Raw genomic sequence first — 20,197 nt, 5'->3', positions numbered from 1 at the left:
GACCTTGATACCGGACTCGCAAGAGTCCGGTATTTTTTTGTGTGCGGAGCCTTCACCCATGCTGACCGATAATCTTGACAGTCCGGACCTGAACGAAGTGCTTGCCAGCGCCTTGCAACGGGCCGAGCGTGTCGTACTGGAACCGATGCAACTGCTGCATATCGCCGACCGGCTGCACGGCGCCCAGCGCCCGGCCGACGTCGCGACGCTGTATCAGCGCTGGCTTGCGCACTGCCACTCCTCGATCAATTACATCATTCAGTTCAACCTCGGCGTCACGCTGACCAACCTTGGGCGGGTAGCAGAGGCTGAGCAGGCGTATCGCGTGGCGATCGCACAAAACCCCGAATTCGCTCAGGCCTGGTTCAATCTGGGCTCGCTGCTGGAGCGTCAGCTCAAGCCGCAGGAGGCACTGGATATCTGGCAATCGATGCTCGACAAGAAGCTGGTCGATGCGCAGCAAAGCCAGGAGCTGTACCTGATGACGTGCAACAGCCTGGGCCGGCTGCTGGAAGAAACCCGCCAGTTGCAGTCCGCCGAGGCGAATCTGCACGCCAGCCTGCTGGCCGCACCGGCGCAGCCCAAGGTCATTCAGCACTGGGTGCATTTGCGCCAGAAACAGTGCGTGTGGCCGGTGTATGACGCCCCTGTTGGCCTGACCCGTGGCGACTTGCTCAAGGGATCTTCGCCGCTGGCGTTGCTCGCTGGCAGCGATGACCCGGGCCTGCAACTGGCCGCCGCGATGCATTTCGTCAAAGAGCGGGTCAATGTGCGGGTGCCGGCGCTGACAACAGCACAGGGCTATGGCCATCAGAAACTGCGCATCGGCTTTTTGTCTTCGGACTTCTGCCTGCATGCCGTGTCGTTGCTGACCGTCGAACTGTTCGAGCTGATCGATCGCGAGCGCTTTGAGGTCTACGGGTTCTGCTGGACCCGTGAAGACGGCTCAGCCCTGCGCGCGCGAGTGAAAAAGGCCATGGATCACTTTGTGTTGATCGGCGGCATGGATGACGCCACAGCCGCGCAGTGCATCCGCAACCACGAGATCGACATCCTCATCGACCTGCACGGCCTGACCTCCGGTGCACGGGCGGACATCGTCGCGTATAAGCCTGCGCCGGTGCAGATGACCTATCTGGGCTTTCCGGGCACTACCGGGCTACCGGGCATCGACTACGTGATTGCCGACCGCTACCTGATCCCCGACAGCGAAAAGCCCTATTACAGCGAGACTCCGCTGTATCTGGACAAGATCTACCAGTGCAGCGACCGGCAACGTCCGGTGGCCGAACTGCCGACCCGGGCGCAGTGCGGCTTGCCGGAAGATCGCTTCGTCTTCTGCTCGTTCAACAACAACTACAAATTCAACGAAGAGGTGTTCGACTGCTGGATGCGCATCCTCAAGCGCGCCCCTGAGAGTCTGCTGTGGCTGCTGGCCGACAATACCTGGGCGCAGAGCAATCTGTGCGCGCGTGCCGAACGACAGGGCATCGACCCGGCGCGCTTGCTGTTCGCGCCACGCGTGGCCCCGCCGGAGTACCTGGCCCGTTACACGGCAGCCGACCTGTTCCTCGATGCGTACCCGTTCAACGCCGGCACCACCGCCAACGACGCACTGTGGATGGGCTTGCCGGTACTCACCCGCTCAGGCCGCACCTTCGCTTCGCGCATGGCCGGCAGCCTGTTGACCGCGCTGGATTTGCCAGAGTTGATCACCACCACCCTGGCCGACTACGAAGACCGCGCCGTGCAACTGGCGACACAACCGGGCTTGCTGCCCGAGTTGCGTCAGCGTCTGGCACAGGCACGTAACGATTCGCCGTTGTTCGATACGCCGGGGTTCGTTCGCGACTTTGAAGCCGCGATCAGCAGCGTGGCGCTTTAGCGAACCCCGGTCGGGGCCGGTTTGGCGGGTTCTTGTGCCACAGCGGTCCCGCCCAGCCAGACGTTGACGCTGTCGATGCTGTCTTGCGGCGGGCGCCCGGCCCAGCGGTTGAGGATGAACAGGTTGGTGATGAAGTCGTACTGCGCCTTGAGCAGGTCGCGGCGGGCCTTGAACTCGGTCTGTACGCTGTTGAGCACATCCACCGCATTCACCACGCCATACTTGAACGCCTGCTCTGCCGCATTGCTCGACTCTTTTGCCGAGTCCAGAGCGTTCTTGCTGGCACGCACTTTCTCGACGCTGGAGAACGCTGTCAGGTACGAGTTGGTGGTCTCCTTGACCACCTGCCGGCGCGCGGCCTCAAGCTCCTGCTCGACCGCCAGTTGCTCGTCATACAGACCACGCACCCGTGCCGACGTCGAGCCACCGCTGTAGATCGGCACTTTCAGGTTAATGCTGGCCACATAACTGTCGCTGCGACTGGTCAGCGTGTTGTCATAGCCCACGTCACTCTGCTGACCGCTGATGCTGAAACCCAATGTTGGATAATGCCCGCCCTTGCCTTCACGCACAGCGGCATTGGCCACCTCGACGTTGCTTTCACGCGACTTGAGCATCGGGTTGCTGTCCATCGCCTGGGCCACCCAGCTTTCCAGCGAACTGCCCGGCACTTCAAAGGCAATGTCGTTGCGTATACGGCTCAGCGGCTCCACGATCGGCCGCCCCACTAACTCCGACAACGCAGCCCGGCTAACCCGTACCTGATTGCGCGCCTCGATCTCCTGCGCGGCCAGCAAGTCGACCCGCGCCTTGAGGTCCAGCACGTCAGTTTTCTTGGCAAACTGACGCTCGTACAGCGCCGACACCAGGTCAAGGTTCTTCTGCGTGGCGCGCCGCTCGGCCATCAACAGCTCAAGCTCGTCATCGGCCGACAACGCCACGAAATACCGCTGGGCCAGATCGACCGTGGCTTCAGCCTGTGCATCGTCGGCCTGCTGGCCTTTCTGCAAGGTGACGCTCTTGGACTTCTGATACCCCTCCCAGACCGCCTTGTTATACAAGTGCTGGGTCAGGCTCAAGCCGTAGCTGGAGTTGTTATAGATATCGCGTTCGGCTTCATTCTTGCGCAGCACCCGGTTGAAACTGCCATTGGCCGACACCTGCGGCAGTAACGTACCGAACGCCTCACGCTCTTTCTCCTCCGCCGACCGGGCACGCAGGTAGGCGGCCAGGATGCGCGGGTCTTCAAGACGCGACTGGCGAAACAGCTCCATCAGGTCGATGGTCTGCAACGATTCGCGAGTGACCTGAGGGGCATCGGGTTGTGCGGCGTGGGCCTGGTACGAGACCAGGCCCAATGCCAGAACGAGAGGTAATAAACGCAGCACGGTCACTCCTCGATCATCGACTTGGCGAACATGTTACGCGCAGGCTTGAGCAGGTATTCCAGCATGGTGCGGCTACCGGCGTTGATCAGCACTTCAGCGGGCATGCCCGGTTGCAGGCGGCGGTCAGCGAGTTTTTTGATGCCATCGTCGGTGAGCTTGACGCGTACCAGGTAATACGGGTCGCCGTCTTTCTTGTCTTCCAGGCGGTCAGCAGAAATGCCCACCACCGTGCCCTCGATAATTGGCGTGGTATAACTGTTAAAGGCGGTGAAGCGAATGTCCGTCAACTTACCCATCTCGACACGGTCAATGTCAGTGGGCGAAATGTGTGCCTCGATGATCAGCTCAGAAAACTCCGGTACGATGTCCAGTAGCGGTGTTGCCGCACTGACCACGCCACCCACCGTATGGACTTTCATGTCCAGTACCATGCCGTCTTCAGGCGCACGAATCACGATTCGTGAAAGACGATCCTCAAGGGCTGCGGCCTTTTCTTGCAGGTCAAACACATTGGCTTGCACCTCGCTGAGTTCATTGACCACATCCGAGCTGAACTTCTTCTTCAACTGGACGATTTGCAGTTCTGTTTCGCTGATCTGCAACTGGGTCTTGGTGATCGTGGACTCATGATCGGCCACTTCAGACTTGAGCATGTCCAGGCGACGCTCTTGCTCAAGCAAGCGCTGTTTCTCGACAAAGCCCTGAGCCAGCAACGGCTTGAGCTCAGCGATTTCGCTGCTGTAAGAGCGCTGCAAGCTGCCCTTGGTACGGATCATGTCCTGAAGGCCAATAATCTGCTGTTTCAACTGGCCGATACGCTCACGCTGAACGGAAATCTCGCCCAACATGGAAAGCTTGCGAGCCTTGAACACCTGCTGCTCGCCAGCGATAGCTTCTTGAGCACGCTGACTGTCAGTGTCCTTGATCACCAACGCCGGAATCTCGTCCAGATTATCGCGCTCGGCACGCAAACGTGCTTCTTTGGCCTTGGCGGACACCAACTGGTTACGCGTCGACTCGTATTCAGCACTCAGTTGCGCTTCATCCAGCACGATCAGCGGATCACCTTTATGTACGGTGTCGCCATCACGGGCCAGCAACTCTTTGACGATACCGCCCTCCAGGTGCTGAACCGTCTTGCGGTAGCTCTGCACCATCACCACGCCATTGCCATGCACAGCATTACTCAGTGGCGCCACGGCCGCCCAAGTGCCGAAAAAGCCAAAGGTCACCAGCACGATGGTCATTCCGATGCGGCGAATGCCGCGGTCGGAGGTCGGTAGGTCATCAGAGTGCTCGTTTGACTGCTCATCGAGCACATTCACTGCTTTACTGCTCATCTACGAATTCCTTTCACGCGCCAGGTTGCGTCGGCGCAACGGCGGTACCGGTTGAAGCCGCTTTCTGTTGAGCTTGCAGTTGCGCGGCCTTGGCCTGCTGCTGGGCCAGTTCGGCAATCACTTGTTCACGCGCGCCGTACAGGCTGATGGTGCCGTTGCTCAGTACCATGACCCGGTCAAGACGAGACAGGATGCTCGGCCGGTGCGAAATGATGAACACCGTGGCCCCGGTTTCCTTGACCTTCTCCAAGGCAACGCTCAAGGCACGCTCACCGACATCGTCCAGATTGGAGTTGGGTTCATCGAGCACAATCAGGCGCGGGCTGCCATACAGGGCACGGGCCAGGCCAATGCGCTGGCGCTGGCCGCCAGACAGGTTGATACCTTCGCTACCGATCACTGTGTCGTAACCATCAGGTTGTTGCAGAATCAGCTCATGCACACCTGCCATACGGGCGGCATGCACGACCTTCTCGGGGTCGACCTTGCCAAAACGGGCAATATTGTCGCTGATGGTGCCTTCGAACAACTCGATATCTTGTGGCAGATAGCCCAGGTACGGGCCCAGACGCTCTTTGTCCCAACTACTGATATCGGCGCCGTCCAGACGTACCACACCATTTTTCGGTGCCCAGATGCCCAGCAACGCCCGAGCCAGGGTCGACTTGCCAGCACCGCTTGGGCCGACAATACCAACAATGCTGCCTGTGGGCGTTACGAAGCTGACATTGCGGATGACAGCGGATTTGGCGCCTGGCGGGGAAACCACCAGGTTTTCGACCTGAATGTGGCCTTCAGGATCGGGCAGTGCCATGCGCTCGGGCTCGTCCTTGAGTTGCTCCATTGTTTCATTCAGGCGCGTGTACTGAACACGGGCTGCGATAAAGCCCTTCCAGCTACCGATCATCTGGTCAATGGGCGACAGTGCGCGTCCCAGCAACAGCGAACCGGCCATCATCAGGCCGGGATTGATCTCGTGAGTGATAACCAGATACGCCCCGATTGCCAGCATGATCGATTGTGACCACACCCGGAAAGTACGGGAAATATTGCTGACAACACCCCCCTTGTCGCTGGCATCAGACTGCAATACAAGCACCCGACGCTGTCGATTTGCCCAACGCGCCATGAGCGTGTCAAGCATCCCCATGGACTCGATAACCTCGGCATTACGCAAGGTCTTGGTGGTCAGCAAATTAGCAGCGACGCTTTCCTTGTTGGCATCGGTAAGCGCTTTTCCGGTATAGCGATGATTCAAATAAGCCAAAAACACCAGAATGATGGCAGAACCAATAGTCATCCAGCCAAACCATGGATGGAACAGGAACATCACTGCCGTATAGATCGGTAGCCAGGGCGCATCGAAAAAAGCAAACAAGCCCCTTCCAGTCAAAAATTGTCGCAGCGCCGTCAGGTCATTCAGCGACTGAGCCGTGGGGTCCATACCGCCGCTGTTGAGTGCTTTCTTGAAGCTGGCACGGTAAACGTCACGGCTAAGCAGCACATCAAGACGGTTGCTGATGCGCACCATGATCCTGGAGCGTACCCACTCCAGGGAACCCATCGTTATCATCAGAACGGTCATGATCAGGGTCAGCATGAGCAGCGTCGAGCTGCTTCCAGTGGAAATCACCCGGCTGGAAACCTGAATCATGTAGAAGGTGGGGACCAGCATCAAAGCATTGATGAAGAAGCTGAAAAATCCCAGTGAGAGGAAGCTGCCTTTACAGACCTTGAGGGCGGCCTGCAAATTGTTTTCGTGTGGACGACTCATAGAATCCGTACTGATGAGGGGCGGCAAAGGCGCGGCAGTGTAGCACCAGCGGTGATGCCGGTGCAGCATTAGAGGGCCATCAAGTTAACCAAAGCGCGGTTAAACACAAGTGAAGATTTTTCCAACGGTACTTGTAAGCCTCTGCAAAAAAAACGGACTCAATTCTTCACCCCTGCCAAAAGTTCCATTTTATTTTTCGCCGCCGACGAGCGTAACGCGTCTGTTGTCGATGAGGCGTCTGCGCCCTGCTTCACCTTTGCAGCGTCTGAAACAGACGTTTTGCATAAACACCTAACAAGAAGGCATAACTTGCAGGGTGCACTACGGCAATAACCAACTGCCTCTTTGCAACAGCAAAGAGCTTGCGAGTGCTGATGACAGCAGCCCCCTTCATTTGTTCCTGGCTACAGCAAATAATATCAAAATGCCTTCCGGTTATGAGTCAGGCCCAAGGGCCGGAAGAGGCCGAAATCCTTGGTCTTCAGGGCGGGTAACACGATGTTGCAGCAATTTTTAGCGCCCGGTAGCAGTCTCTGAATGCGGTGGCCCTGTTTCGGGTCAGAAGAGGCGCTCACTGCACTACGAAAGGTCAGCAATCGTTTGCTGATGCATGTCGCTGCGGGGAAAATTTCCCACAAACCTTATGGAATTTTCCTATCAACTCAATTGACTTTTCCCACAAATGTATTACCCTCTCGACTTCGTGACTCAGAATGGGTCGCTTGAACAATTACATCTAGAGAAGTTGGTTAGCGGCTGTTGGTCGCTAATAGATGTAGACGCTCGAGATGAGAAGGAAGCTTATTGAGTGCAGTCGCAAAAACACGATGGCCTGAAAATCAATTCCCGGATCACCCTGCTGGAACCGGGGATGTACATTTTCCGCTACGCCTCCCAGCCCACCGCTGAAAAAAGCGTCTGCATCGCTCTGCAGCAAGCGCCGCTGGGCAAGGGTGCGATTGACTTTTTCCCTGCTGAAGGTGTGAGCAAGAATATCCTCACCAAGCTGGGCGACTGTATTATCGGTCGCGTCAAAGGCGGCGTCACCACGGTCCTGATCACCGAGTACTACCTGGCCAACCATGAAGTTGAGCCGGTGGACCTGCGCATCGATCGAATTGATACCTCTGCCGCCATCATGCGTAACCTCAAGCCCACCCTTTCCTCCCCGGACACCGCTGCCCTGTCGAACACAACGCCTGGCGCTGCCGTACTGACATTGACGGGCCATATAGAACAAATCGGCGACGTCAGTGTCATTAACCAGTGCCTGGGTGATGAAGCCGGACAAAGCCGCCTTGAAGGCTTCGCCATCAATTGGGCCAACAAGCCCCAAGGCGTAGACCTTGCATACACCACAACGCTTGCGGGCTCAGGTCCAGGTCAGAAAGTCATGACCGGCAGTTTTACCGGTGCACGTAATAAAGCTGCAGCAATCATCGCTGTAGGCTTCAGTCTCACGGGCCCTGAACGTGCCGATTATGAACTGGCAGGCCATGTGGTATTTGCCGGGGGTGACCGGCAGGCAATCGTCACCGATCAAATGATTTTTGGACCCAGCGGTAACGAGCCGCTGGTTGCAATGAGTTTAACGATTACTCCCAGGAACGAGATCAACGCCCTCCGCCATACATCTCAAAGTCAAAGGGAACAACCTGCGATTACGCAGACGGATAGCAACATAGGCCAACTGGCCTGATATGGCAGGAATTGACTCATGGCATTGCAATACGACAAAGCAGTAACCAGCACCGAGTTCGCAGCATCTCTGGCAGCCAACACCAACATCTCTAGCACCACTACTGCTGCCATCAGCTCGGTATTGGGTCTGGACTCTACAGACTCTGTGGTTGTTGGTAGCTGGAACGGTACTTCTCCTGTTATCGCACCGGTCGGTCAGATTCCTGACGCCCTGCTGATCAGCGCTGCTGATGAAGCAAACCTGACCCTGCCAACCGGCACCGAAGACACCAAAGTTGTTCTGATCGACAGCCAGGCTGGTGACGACGTAACTCTGACCATCGGTGCAGAAGCTGCTGTTGCTGCTCGCCTGCTGGCCACTGACGCCGTTGTTGAAGGCATCGCTCGCGTTGTAGTTGGCGGCGACGGCAACGAAACCATCACTGTCAACGGTAGCACCAACGTTCTGCTGGACGGCGGCGCTGGCGACGACACCCTGACCACTGGCTCCGGCAATGACGTGATCATCGCTGGCACCGGCACCAACACCATCGACGCAGGCGCTGGCAACGACACCATCGTTACCGGTCTGGGCGTTGACACCATCGACGCTGGTGCTGGTTTCGACACCATCGACGTAGTTGGCAACCGTGCAGACTTCGCTGCTACCGTAGCGAACGGCTCTCTGGTTCTGACTGGTTCGGGCGCTTCTGTTGGTGCAGTTTCGACTGTTACCGGTGCCGAGTTCCTGACCTTCGCCGACGGCAAGTCCGTAGCAATCGTCGAGACTCAAGCTGAAGCCCAGGCTCTGAGCCTGTACTCCGCCCTGCTGGGTCGTGATGCAGACGCAGGCGGTGCTCAGAACTTCCTGAGCGCAGTCGACAGCGGCACTTCGCTGACTGACGTTGTTGGCCAGTTCCTGAACTCCAACGAGTTCCTGACTGCCGAGCGCACTGACTTCCTGGCTGACCTGTACCAGGGTCTGTTCGGTCGTGCAACTGATGACACTGGCCTGCAAGGCTGGCTGTCGGTGTTCGAGCAAGGTGCAAGCCGTAGCGACGTGATCGCCGGTATCGCAGGTTCGGCTGAAGCTTCGGCTCTGTCCGACGACGCGTTCGTCTCCGCTCTGTACTCGGCTGCTCTGGGCCGTGACTCTGTGGGCACCGAAGCTGATGGCTGGCTGTCGCTGCTGGAATCGGGTACTTCGCGTACTGAAGTTGCTGATAGCATCTTCGCTTCGGCCGAGTCCAACCACAACGCCAACTCCGAGTTCGTCGATTCGCTGTTCGACAACCTGGGTAACACCAACGATTCGGCTAAAGCAGCTTACCTGCTGGCGCTGGACAGCGGTGCAACCCAAGCCGACGTGGTTGTTTCGCTCATCGGCCAAGACGATGCTCTGGACAACGTCACCAACGTGATCGTGGTACCAGGCGCAGTCTAATCACTGCTCCGCTGCAACAAAGCTGAACACCTCCAGCCGCAAGGCTGGGGGTTTTCAAAAAAGGGGCACCTTCGGGCGCCCCTCTTTCATTTAACAGCGAAATACCATGCCCATGTCCAAAGACGCCCTACATGAGCGAGGCACGCTCATGGATCATTTCCATCGCCAGCGCCAAAATGGCCAGCATGGTGATGCTGCGGCTTGTCTGGAACGTGCGCTGCAAACCCCCGAATACCGTCCTGAAGCCTTGATCTGGAAAGGGATCGAAGCGCTGCAGGAACAACGCCCCACCCACGCATTCATTTACCTGGCCTGTGCCGCCAATGCCCTGCCCGAGCGGGCCGACATTCGTGCACTTGCAGGTCGCAGTATTCTTGCCCAGCAGCAGCCCGCGCTCGCTACACGGCAACTGAGCGCTGCCTGGCAACAGATGCCCGCAGACCCTGCGTTGCGCATCATGCTCTGGCAAGCCCGCAGCAAGACTGAAAAACCTGAAAAGCTGCGCAAGCAGATTCTCGCTCGCCTGCCTGAAATCAACGACCCCAAAGAGCTGCATCTGGTGCTGAGCCTGTTGGCCACCCAGCCCAACCCGCCGGCCCATATCGGCGTGGTCAGTTATCAGGTGGACACCGGTGAAATTCAAGGTTGGGCCGTGAGCCTCAAGAACCCTCAATCGGTCGTTGGCCTGAGCATCATCAATGCCGGGCAAAGCACGTCATGTGCGGCCGACAAGCCTCATCCCTTGCTGACACAGGCCGGTTTTCCGGCCACTCATGGCGGCATTCACGAGCGCATCGTGGATCCGGCGCTAACCCTGCACGTGCGATTCAATGACGGTACGCCCTTGCTGGGCAGCCCGTTACTGAACCAACCCGCATTCGTGGCCCCTGTACAGGTCGGAAAAACCCGCAGTCGTCAGGAGCCGGTCGATGTTCTGGTTCCGGTTTACGACGGCTATGAAGAAACACTCGACTGTCTGAACAGCGTCATTCGTAGCCGAAGCCACAACCGCACCGCTCATCGTCTGGTGGTGCTCGATGACGCCACCCCCAATGCGCCCCTGCGCGAAGCGCTGCTGGCCATGGCCGCTGCCGGCGACATCGAACATGTGATCAACCCGGTCAATCTGGGCTTTATTCGTAACGTCAACCGCGGCATGGCCTACAGTCCGGAGCGCGATGTGGTGTGGCTCAATGCCGATACCCGTGTGCATGGTGACTGGCTGGACCGTCTGCGTGCGGTTGCCTACAGCGATAAAAGCATTGCTTCAGTCACGCCTTTTACCAATAACGGCGAACTGATGAGCTTTCCTGAAAGCCGCATCAGTCACACCATGCCCAGCGCAGAGGAACAGGCGCACCTGGACGATCTGGCCCGGCAGACCGACAGCCCGGCCATGGAAATCGAAACCGGTTGTGGTTTTTGCCTGTACATCAAGCGCCGCGCCATCGTCGAGGTCGGTTACCTCGACGAAGTGCATCTGATGCGTGGCTATGGCGAAGAAACCGACTGGTGCCTGCGCGCTCGATCACACGGCTGGCGGCATATGGGAGCGCCTAACGTATTTGTCGCGCACCAGGGTGGTGCTTCTTTTGGCGATGAAAAAGTTATACGCGTGGCATACAACAACGCCATTCTTACGCGCCGTTACCCGGATGCCTCGGCACGCTATTCAGCGTTTTGCCTGACTGATCCGATCAAGCCGGCACGGCAAGCCTTGCAACGGGCGCGCCTGGCCGAGTTGCGCGAGCAGATCGCGAACAGCAGCAAAAGCCAATGGCCAAAAACCAGCCTCAAACAGCTGCATTTGCACAATGGCAACCTGCCTGATCTTCCGTTAAGCCTGATCTGGCGTCATACCAGCCAACAGACCTGGATCACGCTGAAGGCCGACCTGCAACCGCTGGCCTTCAGTCTCGACTATGCCTGGCCTGCCGAGCGTGACCAACTGCTGCAAGACCTAAGGGATTTGCCGCTGGATGAGCTTATCTATCAGCAGTTGAATGGCTGTCCGAATGCATTGCTCGACTTACCCGGTCAACTGGACAAGCCTTATCGCATTGTCTGCCGTGACGACCGTTTGCTGGAGCAGGACGCTGTGCATGACTGGCCAGCTTTTGCGCACTTGGCTGCCAGTGTGCAACTGCCTTTCAAAGCCCTGCAAAAACGCTATGCCGCAGCACTGCCTGATGGTCGCTTCGTCATCGGTAAAATCCGTAAACCGGTTGCCGTCACCAAGAACGCATTGCGCGTACTGTTGATTGCCGACACGCTGCAGGACCCACCGCTGGCTGAACAATGGATTGCACTGGCCAGACGTATTACTCGCGAAAAACGCCCGGTCCTGCTGCTGACCCACACCGACGGCCCATGGTTTAAAGCCCTGCTGGCGACCGGCGCCGTTCAGGCATTGCCCGAGGTAGACGGTCTGGAGCTGGCCGAATGTGCGTTGCTCGCCGGCTGTAAAGTCGCCTTGAGCCTGGACCATAACCCCGGTGCAAGCTGGGCTGCGCCGAGCCTGGCGCATGAGCTGGGCCTGACGCTGTATGCCCCTCCCGGTGCTGCTGCCAATGAAGCCGGGGCACGTCCCATCAACCAGTTATCTTTTTTAACGGATCGGGCCTGATGTCAGTAGAAGTCTTGAATCAAGAACAGCACGCGCTCAACGGCCGCTTCAGCGGCGCGATCAGCGGTCTTTATGGCGACGTGTTGCAGGGCTGGGCACTGGATACCGAGCAGTTCAATCAGCGTTTGGCCATTGAGATTTTTGTCAACGGTGCCAGCGTTGCCCTGGTGCGCGCCGATCAGTTCCACCCAGATGCCACGATGGGCGATCAATTTCACGGGTTTACCGTGCAACTATGGCCAGCCTGGTTATCGGACGCGCATTATATCAGTGCCCGGATCGCCAATCAGGATTTCTGGCTTGAAGGCACGGTTCAATTGCCTGCGCCCATTAATAAAGAACCAGCACCTGCGGCTTCGCAAGTCTGGTACAGCAACGAAGGCCTCAAGCTCAGTGGCTGGGCATGGGACACGCAAGCACCCCACAGGCATGTACAAGTCACCATCCGCGAAGGCAGTCGTGTATTGGGCCGTGTGACCTCCGATCAATATCGTCAGGGCATTATCTGCAAGGCGGGCAACGATCATGGCTTTGACTTTGACCTGCCTTGGGAACTGGCCGACGGCACGTTACACCTCTTGCATATAGAGAATGATCAGGGAGAGTCGCTGACAGGTAGCCCAGTCAGCGTATGCTGCTGGCCTGAAGGCCTTGAAGGCTTGCTGCAACGCTATGACAATTCTCCTGACGAAGAAACCTTCGCCCTGCTGAGCCAAGGCATAAAAGAACTCACGTTGCATGCACCGAAAAGTGCTGGTTTTCAGCATTACCCCCACTGGTTTGAACTGTTTCAGCACAATGTGCCCGCGAAAAGCCGGCCGCCTCAAGGCAAGTTGGGTGTACTGCTGATTAGTGAAGGTGATACGGCGCTGGAAAGCATCACGCTGAGCAGCCTGCGCGGCCAACGGGTTATCCAGTACCAGATCGCCAAAGGCTCTGAGCACGACGTATTGCCTGCGATTGCCCATCTGCTAAAAGACGGTTGCGACCGCATCGTGCCTTTGTTTGATGGAGACCGGTTGGCACCCCATGCGCTCGAGCATCTCAGCGGCTTGCTCAACGATGGCAGCGCCTGGGGATTTGCAGACTGCGACCGTGATGGTACGGACGGTGAGCGTAGCCTGCCCTGGTTCAAACCGGTCTGGGATATCGACTTGTTCATTGGTGCCGATATTTTCACTCACGGCGCGATCTTTAGCTCGACCATCCTTAACCAGGCACTGGCCTTGTTGACGCCGTTCGATGGCTTGAAGTCGTTGAACTGGCAGTTCCTGCTGGCCGGTATTGCCTTGGCAACTGAAATGAGCCATGCCAGTGTTGCGCATCTGCCGCAGGTGCTTTACCACCGCCATCATCTGGCACCGGCCAGCCCCGAACAAGCTGCCGCATCAATGGACCGCCACCAGGCCATCGCCTGGCTGTGTCAATGCCTGACGCCCGGCGCGCTGGTCAGGACGTTGCCTGCCTATCCTGCACTGCTGCGTGCGCAATGGCCATTGCCGGTAGAGTTGCCACGCGTCAGCCTGATCGTGCCCACCCGTGATCAGGTCGGCCTGTTGCGCACCTGTATCGAAGGGCTGCTGAACAACACCGATTATCCAGACCTGGAAATCATCGTTGTCGACAACCAGTCCAGCGACCCGGCCACATTGGCCTACTTTGAAGAGCTGCCGCGCCAAGGGGTAAACGTACTGCCCTATCCGCAGCCATTCAACTATTCAGCCATTAACAATCATGCCGTGGCCCATGCCACAGGTGAGTTGATCGGCCTGATCAATAACGACATCGAAATTATCGAGGCAGGCTGGCTGAAAGAAATGGTCAGCCAGTTACTGCGTCCTCATGTCGGCGCTGTCGGCGCCAAACTGCTGTGGCCTAACCGCATGGTTCAGCACGGTGGTGTGGTGCTGGGGATGAGCGGGCTGGCGGCACACACCGGTCATGGCGTAGAGCAACATGACCCGGGGTATCTGGGTTTGAATCAAATTGCTCGCCGGCAGAGTGCCGTAACGGCCGCGTGTCTGTTGTTACGTAAATCCGTGTTCGAGGCAGTAGGGGGGTTTGATGAGCGAGCCTTCCCGGTTACTTTCAACGATGTCGATCTGTGCCTACGCCTCCAGAAGGCAGGCCTGCATCTTGTCTGGACACCGTTTGCGCAGTTGATTCATGCCGAGTCTTCCAGTCGGGGCAAGGATGAAACACGCGAGAAAAGTGCACGCGCCTCACGCGAACAGCAGGGGTTTGTGGCGCGATGGTCTTCACACCTGATCAACGAACCGTATTATCACCCTGCCTTGAACCTGGATTATATGAGTGGGCCTTATGGCGGGCTGGCCATTCCCGTCAGAAGTACGGCGGTCAGAAGCACGGCATCGGTATCCAGCAGCCGGCCTGCCAAGTACAGGGAGACGATGCCATGAGCCTTGATCTCATGGTCCATGACCCCGTATTGCCTGACACCTTTCTGGATCGTGTGCGATGAAAGACTTCATTGCGTTCAAGCAGCGATCAGACCTGACCGTCATCAATCGCCGCTCATCAGCAGTCAACCTTTTATCAGACGGGCGAAATGTCGCATGAAAAACTCTCATCGGGCGCTATACGAATTTGGATATAGCTTCTTTTCGCCCATCTTCAATCATTATGTGCGCCGAATCACCGAGTACACCGGCGAGTACCGTGCCGTCTGCCTGGCCCGTGAGGGGTGGGTGTTCTTTAAACTATTGACCCACCTGCAGGACCGCAATCTTATCCAGCTGCAACACGCCCCCCTGTACCTGAAAGTGTCGAGAACCTTGTTGTTCCGCAGCCAGTTAGGTAACCCCTATGTTTGGGACGCCGCGCTGAAAGGCATTTTTGAAGGCTCGGTTTTAAGCCTGCTGATGAAGCGTTTTGGCCTTCAACAGCACGAACTCACCGAGTGGCTGCCTGCAGAGCTGCTGAGCCTTGATATCTCTCTCCCTGATGACAAAGACACGTTTATGCAGTGGATGGCGCCACACAATGAGCGCCTGCAAGCCTGCGTAACACCTACACGTACGGCGGTTTCCACTTACTTTGAGCGTGAGGGGCTGCTGCAAGGACCTTCTCCCTTGATGCTGGACCTGGGGTATGCGGGCACCATACAGAAACTGATTACCCGAATGATCGAAAGGGACACGTCCGGCCTTTACTTCATTGCCAACGAAGCCGGTGATGCTCAAGTGGGGAAACACACCGCCCACCTGCGCGGTGTGTTCAAGGAAAACGTCAAGTGGTCTGAAGGCTACTTGATGCTTGAGCGTTCTTTGTTGTTAGAGACGTTAATGACGGCTCCGCACGGGCAAGTGATCGATATCCGGCTCAACACCAACGGTGCACTCGATTTTTTCTATGGCCGCATGGCGGCACCCCAGCGCTACCGTCAAGACCTGGATGCCATCATGGAAGGGGCTCTCGATGGCGTCGAAGAAGGACTTCGCTTGAACATCAATTACAGTGTCAAGGACATTGAATCCATCTATGCCGGTTTTGCGCTGACGCCCAGCGCGATTCCACGAGAGGTCTTTCATATCTTTGATATTGATGATGACTTTTCTGGAAACGGCGTACTTAATCCGACCACCTTATTTGGCCTCTGACGCCTCGTCCTCACTTATTAATCTGGTCGGCACTTTCTATGAAAGCCAAAGAACCCGTTATCAATAAAGACCTGCAAGAAATAATCACCTACATTGAAACAATCGAGGTGTTTGACAAGAAATTTTATCGTTCGCAGGTCAAGGGTAAACCGATAAAATTTAAAAACCTGATCGAGCACTACCTGATGGAGGGGTGGAAAACCGGTTTTGAACCGCACCCGTGCTTTCACACCGTATTTTACTGGCAGCACCATGCCGATGTTCGCGAAACAAAAATGCATCCGTTCATTCATTTTGTGATGCATGGGCATCGCGAGGACCGCTACACCCGAAAGGATTTTTCACTTTCTGATTATCGCCGGCGTCACCCTGACATTGACGTGCACGGTATTAATCCATTTAAGCACTACACCCAGACGTACGGCCAGGCAAAACAGCTTCCTGAAACGTCGAGTCTCTATTCGGCCCCTAAAGACCCTGCGAATATCAATGAAGCCCTGTCTACAGCGCTGAGCCTGGGATTGTTTGATAAGGACTGGTACAACGAGACGTATGGCAAGTCGTTCGAGGATGCCAAATCGGCGTTCAGCGATTATCTGTTCAAATCAAGATTTTCTCCGGTCAACCCTTCGCTGTTATTCGACAGCGAAACGTATCACCGTTTGAATTTCGACGTCTATCATTTGCAAATGAGCCCGCTCTACCACTACCTCATGACCGGCAAGAAGGAAGGTAGAGCCTGCCCTCCGGCCATCAGGCGATGGAATCCCAGGACAACGCTGACGATCGCCAAAGACCTGTTACCCGACGCTCAACAGCTGAAGATTGCGGTCTGCCTGCATATTTATTATGAGGACTACATTGAGCGTTTTTCACAGGCGTTGAATACGTTTCCTGTCGACGTTGACGTCTTCATCACGCTGGCCAATACAGACCATGAAGCACGTGCCCGCGACGTGTTCAGTAAACACCCGCGTGTGAACAGCATTGAAACCCGATGCGTGCCTAACCGCGGAAGAAACTTTGGGCCTTTGCTGGTCGAGTTTGCAGAGGCTCTGCAGGGTTACGACCTTTTCTGTCACCTGCATTCCAAGAAGTCGCTGTATTCCGGCCGAGAGCAAACCCAGTGGTCGGACTACCTGACGGAATACCTGATGCGCGACGAGTCCGTCGTGACCCGGGTGGTCAATGCTTTTCAGGAAAATCCCGACCTGGGCGTGTATTACCCCACCACGTTCTGGATGATGCCTTCCTGGGTTAACCATATCACCATGAACAAAGGGTTCATGAAGACCTGGCAACAGGACCTTGGCCTGGACGAGCATGATGGATTTTTAAGTTACCCGGCCGGGGGCATGTTCTGGGCCCGACCCGAGGCCCTGAAGGGCATTATCGACCGTTCGTACGACTATGAATTTTTTCCTGCAGAGCCTCTTCCGAATGATGGCTCCCTGCTGCATGCTCTGGAGAGAATGATCGGTCTGCTGGCCGAGCATAACGGGTATAAGCAGTTCTTTTACTACCCACCCACCGGGCAGTTCACCCTCGACCAGAGCTACACCGTTTCCAGCTACGTCAACAGCGTGGAGAACGTCCAGGCGCAACTCAGAAACTTTTCGACCATCAGCTTCGATGTGTTCGACACCTTGGTCCGCCGAGAATACTCCGTTCCCGACTATGCCAAGCTTCTTCTTGGCAAGGAGCTGGTAGAAAGAAAGCTCGTTACGTCACCTCAAGCATTTGTAGCGCTTCGCAACGATGCCGAGTTTCAACTTCGCCAGCGCGCCAATTTTCAGGGTGATGTAGGGATCCGTGCGATCTATACCGAGCTCGGTGAGCAGTTAAAGATCCACGAAGATGAAGCGCAACGTTTGATGCAGCGCGAGTTTGAGCTGGACCTCAATGGGCTGTGTGCCAAAGATGAAATGGTCGACATGTTCAATAATCTGGGCAGCCTGGAACATACCCTTTGGGTCATCTCCGACACGTATTACACCCGTGACCAGATTGGTCTCATCCTGAAAAAAGCGGGCATTTCAGTGCCCTATAGGCTTCTCGTTTCAAGCGAGGAACAGAAGCGCAAAGACAATGGCACGATGTGGCGCATGATCAAGTCTGATCTGCAGCGCGATGAGGTCACTCGCTATATCCATGTGGGGGATAACGTTGTCGCCGATTGCCAGCTACCTGGCGATTTAGGCCTGACCACCCTGCATATCTTGCACCCGGTGGATAAGTGGAAGGCATTAGGGTTCCCCGCAGGCAACGAAACAGGATCGTCCCTCGACGAGTACACGATCAAGAAATGGGGCAAACTCATTAGTTGTATCGGAAGGGTACCGTTCTTATGACCATGCGCCCTGCCCACCGCCTACGCGCCTTGAGGCGCTGTATGAAAATTCTTTCTGTATCGCAATTCAGAGACTTCCCATGATCCTAGTCACAGGCGGAGCCGGCTTCATCGGCTCAAACTTCGTTCTCCAATGGTGCGCTCGCAACGGTGAGCCGGTCATCAACCTCGATGCCCTGACCTACGCCGGCAACCTGGCCAACCTGCAATCGCTGGAAGGCAACGAGCAGCACCATTTCGTGCAGGGCAACATCGGTGACGCCGATCTGCTGACCAAGCTGTTCGCCGAGCACAAGCCACGCGCTGTCGTGCACTTCGCCGCCGAGTCCCATGTCGACCGCTCCATCACCGGCCCCGAAGCCTTCGTTGAAACCAACGTCATGGGCACTTTCCGCCTGCTGGAAGCCGCTCGCGCGCACTGGAACGGTCTGCAAGGCGAAGAGAAAGCGGCGTTCCGTTTCCTGCATGTGTCCACCGACGAGGTGTACGGCACCCTGAGCGCAACCGATCCTGCGTTTACCGAAACCACGCCGTACGCGCCAAACAGCCCGTATTCGGCAAGCAAGGCGGCCAGCGACCACTTGGTACGTTCTTACCACCACACCTACGGCATGCCGGTACTGACCACCAACTGCTCGAACAACTACGGGCCGTTCCACTTCCCTGAGAAGTTGATCCCGTTGATGATCGTCAATGCATTGGCCGGCAAGGCACTGCCGGTGTATGGCGATGGCCAGCAGATCCGCGACTGGCTGTATGTCGAAGACCACTGCTCGGGCATCCGTCGTGTACTGGAAGCCGGCACTTTGGGCGAGACCTACAACATCGGCGGCTGGAACGAGAAAGCCAACATCGAGATCGTGCAGACGCTGTGTGCACTGCTCGATGAGCTGGCCCCGGCCGCTGCCCGTAACGTGATCAACCAGAAAACCGGTGCGCCGGTGCAAGGCTATGCCGAGCTGATCACCTACGTCACCGATCGCCCCGGCCACGACCGCCGCTATGCCATCGATGCCCGCAAGATCGAGCGCGAGCTGGGCTGGAAGCCTGCTGAAACCTTCGATACCGGTATTCGCAAGACCGTGGAGTGGTATCTGGCCAATCAGGAGTGGGTCACTGGCGTCATGGACGGTAGCTATCGCGACTGGGTCCAGAAGCAATACGAGGTAACGCCGGCGTGAAAATCCTCTTGCTCGGCAAAAATGGTCAGGTGGGCTGGGAGCTGCAGCGCGCCCTCGCCCCGCTGGGCGAAGTGGTTGCGCTGGACCGTCAGGGTGCCGATGGCCTGTGTGGTGATCTGGCGAATCTGGAAGGCCTGGCGGCGACCGTTCGCACGCTGGCCCCGGATGTAATCATCAACGCGGCGGCCTACACCGCCGTCGACAAGGCCGAGACCGAAACCGAGCTGGCCGACGTGATCAACGGCCAGGCCCCTGGCGTGCTGGCCCGCGAGGCCGCAGCCCTGGGCGCCTGGCTGGTGCATTACTCCACCGACTACGTGTTCGATGGCAGTGGCGAGCAGCGTTGGGAAGTCGACGCGCCGACCGGGCCGTTGTCATCCTACGGCCGCAGCAAGCTGGCCGGCGAGCAGGCGATTCAAGCCAGCGGCGCCAAAGCCATCGTGCTGCGCACCAGTTGGGTGTATGCCGCCCGTGGTCATAACTTCGCCAAGACCATGCTGCGCCTGGCCAAGGAGCGCGACACGCTCAATGTTGTGGCCGACCAGTTCGGCGCACCCACCGGTGCCGAGCTGATTGCCGATGTCACCGCCCACATTCTGCGGCAGATTTTCGCAGCCCAGAACGCGCAAGCGCTGGCCGGTGTCTATCATCTCGCTGCGGCAGGTGAGACGTCCTGGCACGGCTTTGCCCGTTTTGTGCTGGAGCATGCCGAGCACAATGGCGCCGTGTTGAAAGTGGCGCCCGGTCAAGTCGGCGCAATTACAACGGAACAATACCCGGTACCGGCCCCGCGCCCGCGCAATTCGCGGCTGGCATTAGGTAAACTCGAAACCGCTTTTCAACTGAAGATGCCGCTTTGGCAACAAGGTGTGCAACGCATGCTGGACGAAACCCAGCAATAAGGACTCT

Annotated in this window: 12 protein-coding genes; 9 read left to right on the top strand and 3 right to left on the bottom strand. The window is 57.1% G+C overall.

The window, feature by feature from the left end; genetic code table 11:
• Window positions 1-58: 58 nt before the first annotated feature.
• Window positions 59-1,885 carry an O-linked N-acetylglucosamine transferase, SPINDLY family protein gene (locus tag ACYP2A_RS01130; RefSeq protein WP_459741976.1) on the top strand — a complete coding sequence of 609 codons (1,827 nt, stop codon included), beginning with the start codon at window positions 59-61 and terminating at the stop codon, window positions 1,883-1,885.
• Here the strand turns inward: ACYP2A_RS01130 and ACYP2A_RS01125 are convergent.
• The 3 genes from ACYP2A_RS01125 to ACYP2A_RS01115 are packed head-to-tail and all read right to left on the bottom strand — an operon-like array spanning window position 1,882 to window position 6,387.
• Window positions 1,882-3,279, bottom strand: coding sequence for a TolC family outer membrane protein (locus tag ACYP2A_RS01125; RefSeq protein ID WP_459741975.1), 1,398 nt, complete (start codon window positions 3,277-3,279; stop codon window positions 1,882-1,884). The two genes, ACYP2A_RS01130 and ACYP2A_RS01125, sit on opposite strands and share 4 nt — an antisense overlap.
• The gene (locus tag ACYP2A_RS01120; protein WP_459741973.1) at window positions 3,276-4,613 is read right to left on the bottom strand and encodes an HlyD family type I secretion periplasmic adaptor subunit; all 1,338 of its coding nucleotides are present in this window, start codon (window positions 4,611-4,613) and stop codon (window positions 3,276-3,278) included. The genes ACYP2A_RS01125 and ACYP2A_RS01120 overlap by 4 nt, the downstream gene beginning before the upstream one ends.
• Before the next feature lie 13 nt (window positions 4,614-4,626).
• Entirely contained in the window at window positions 4,627-6,387 is a 1,761-nt protein-coding gene (locus ACYP2A_RS01115) for a type I secretion system permease/ATPase (protein WP_459741971.1), read from the bottom strand.
• Window positions 6,388-7,258: 871 nt separating this feature from the next.
• Between ACYP2A_RS01115 and ACYP2A_RS01110 the strand changes: the two genes are divergently transcribed.
• The 8 genes from ACYP2A_RS01110 to rfbD all read left to right on the top strand — a co-directional run bounded on the left by ACYP2A_RS01110 (window position 7,259) and on the right by rfbD (window position 20,190).
• Complete coding sequence (locus ACYP2A_RS01110; protein ID WP_459742034.1) at window positions 7,259-8,086, top strand: hypothetical protein; 828 nt, start codon at window positions 7,259-7,261, stop codon at window positions 8,084-8,086.
• Window positions 8,087-8,104: 18 nt separating this feature from the next.
• Complete coding sequence (locus tag ACYP2A_RS01105) at window positions 8,105-9,511, top strand: DUF4214 domain-containing protein (protein ID WP_459741969.1); 1,407 nt, start codon at window positions 8,105-8,107, stop codon at window positions 9,509-9,511.
• A 148-nt stretch (window positions 9,512-9,659) separates the two neighbouring features.
• Window positions 9,660-12,137, top strand: a complete 2,478-nt coding sequence (locus ACYP2A_RS01100; protein ID WP_459741968.1) for a glycosyltransferase family 2 protein — start codon at window positions 9,660-9,662, stop codon at window positions 12,135-12,137.
• Entirely contained in the window at window positions 12,137-14,557 is a 2,421-nt protein-coding gene (locus tag ACYP2A_RS01095) for a glycosyltransferase family 2 protein (RefSeq protein WP_459741965.1), read from the top strand. Before ACYP2A_RS01100 ends, ACYP2A_RS01095 begins: the two co-directional genes overlap by 1 nt.
• Before the next feature lie 156 nt (window positions 14,558-14,713).
• Window positions 14,714-15,757, top strand: a complete 1,044-nt coding sequence (locus ACYP2A_RS01090) for an HAD family hydrolase (protein ID WP_459741964.1) — start codon at window positions 14,714-14,716, stop codon at window positions 15,755-15,757.
• 38 nt (window positions 15,758-15,795) lie between these two features.
• Window positions 15,796-18,108 carry a rhamnan synthesis F family protein gene (locus ACYP2A_RS01085; protein ID WP_459741961.1) on the top strand — a complete coding sequence of 771 codons (2,313 nt, stop codon included), beginning with the start codon at window positions 15,796-15,798 and terminating at the stop codon, window positions 18,106-18,108.
• Window positions 18,109-18,187: 79 nt separating this feature from the next.
• Window positions 18,188-19,288: a dTDP-glucose 4,6-dehydratase gene (rfbB, locus tag ACYP2A_RS01080; RefSeq protein ID WP_459741959.1), complete on the top strand. Its 1,101-nt coding sequence runs from the start codon at window positions 18,188-18,190 to the stop codon at window positions 19,286-19,288.
• Window positions 19,285-20,190, top strand: coding sequence for a dTDP-4-dehydrorhamnose reductase (gene rfbD / locus ACYP2A_RS01075; protein WP_459741958.1), 906 nt, complete (start codon window positions 19,285-19,287; stop codon window positions 20,188-20,190). The genes rfbB and rfbD overlap by 4 nt, the downstream gene beginning before the upstream one ends.
• Window positions 20,191-20,197 lie beyond the last annotated feature (7 nt).

It is taken from the genome of Pseudomonas sp. 3A(2025) (genome assembly GCF_054589175.1).
This window is presented reverse-complemented; position numbering and strand designations above follow the sequence as displayed.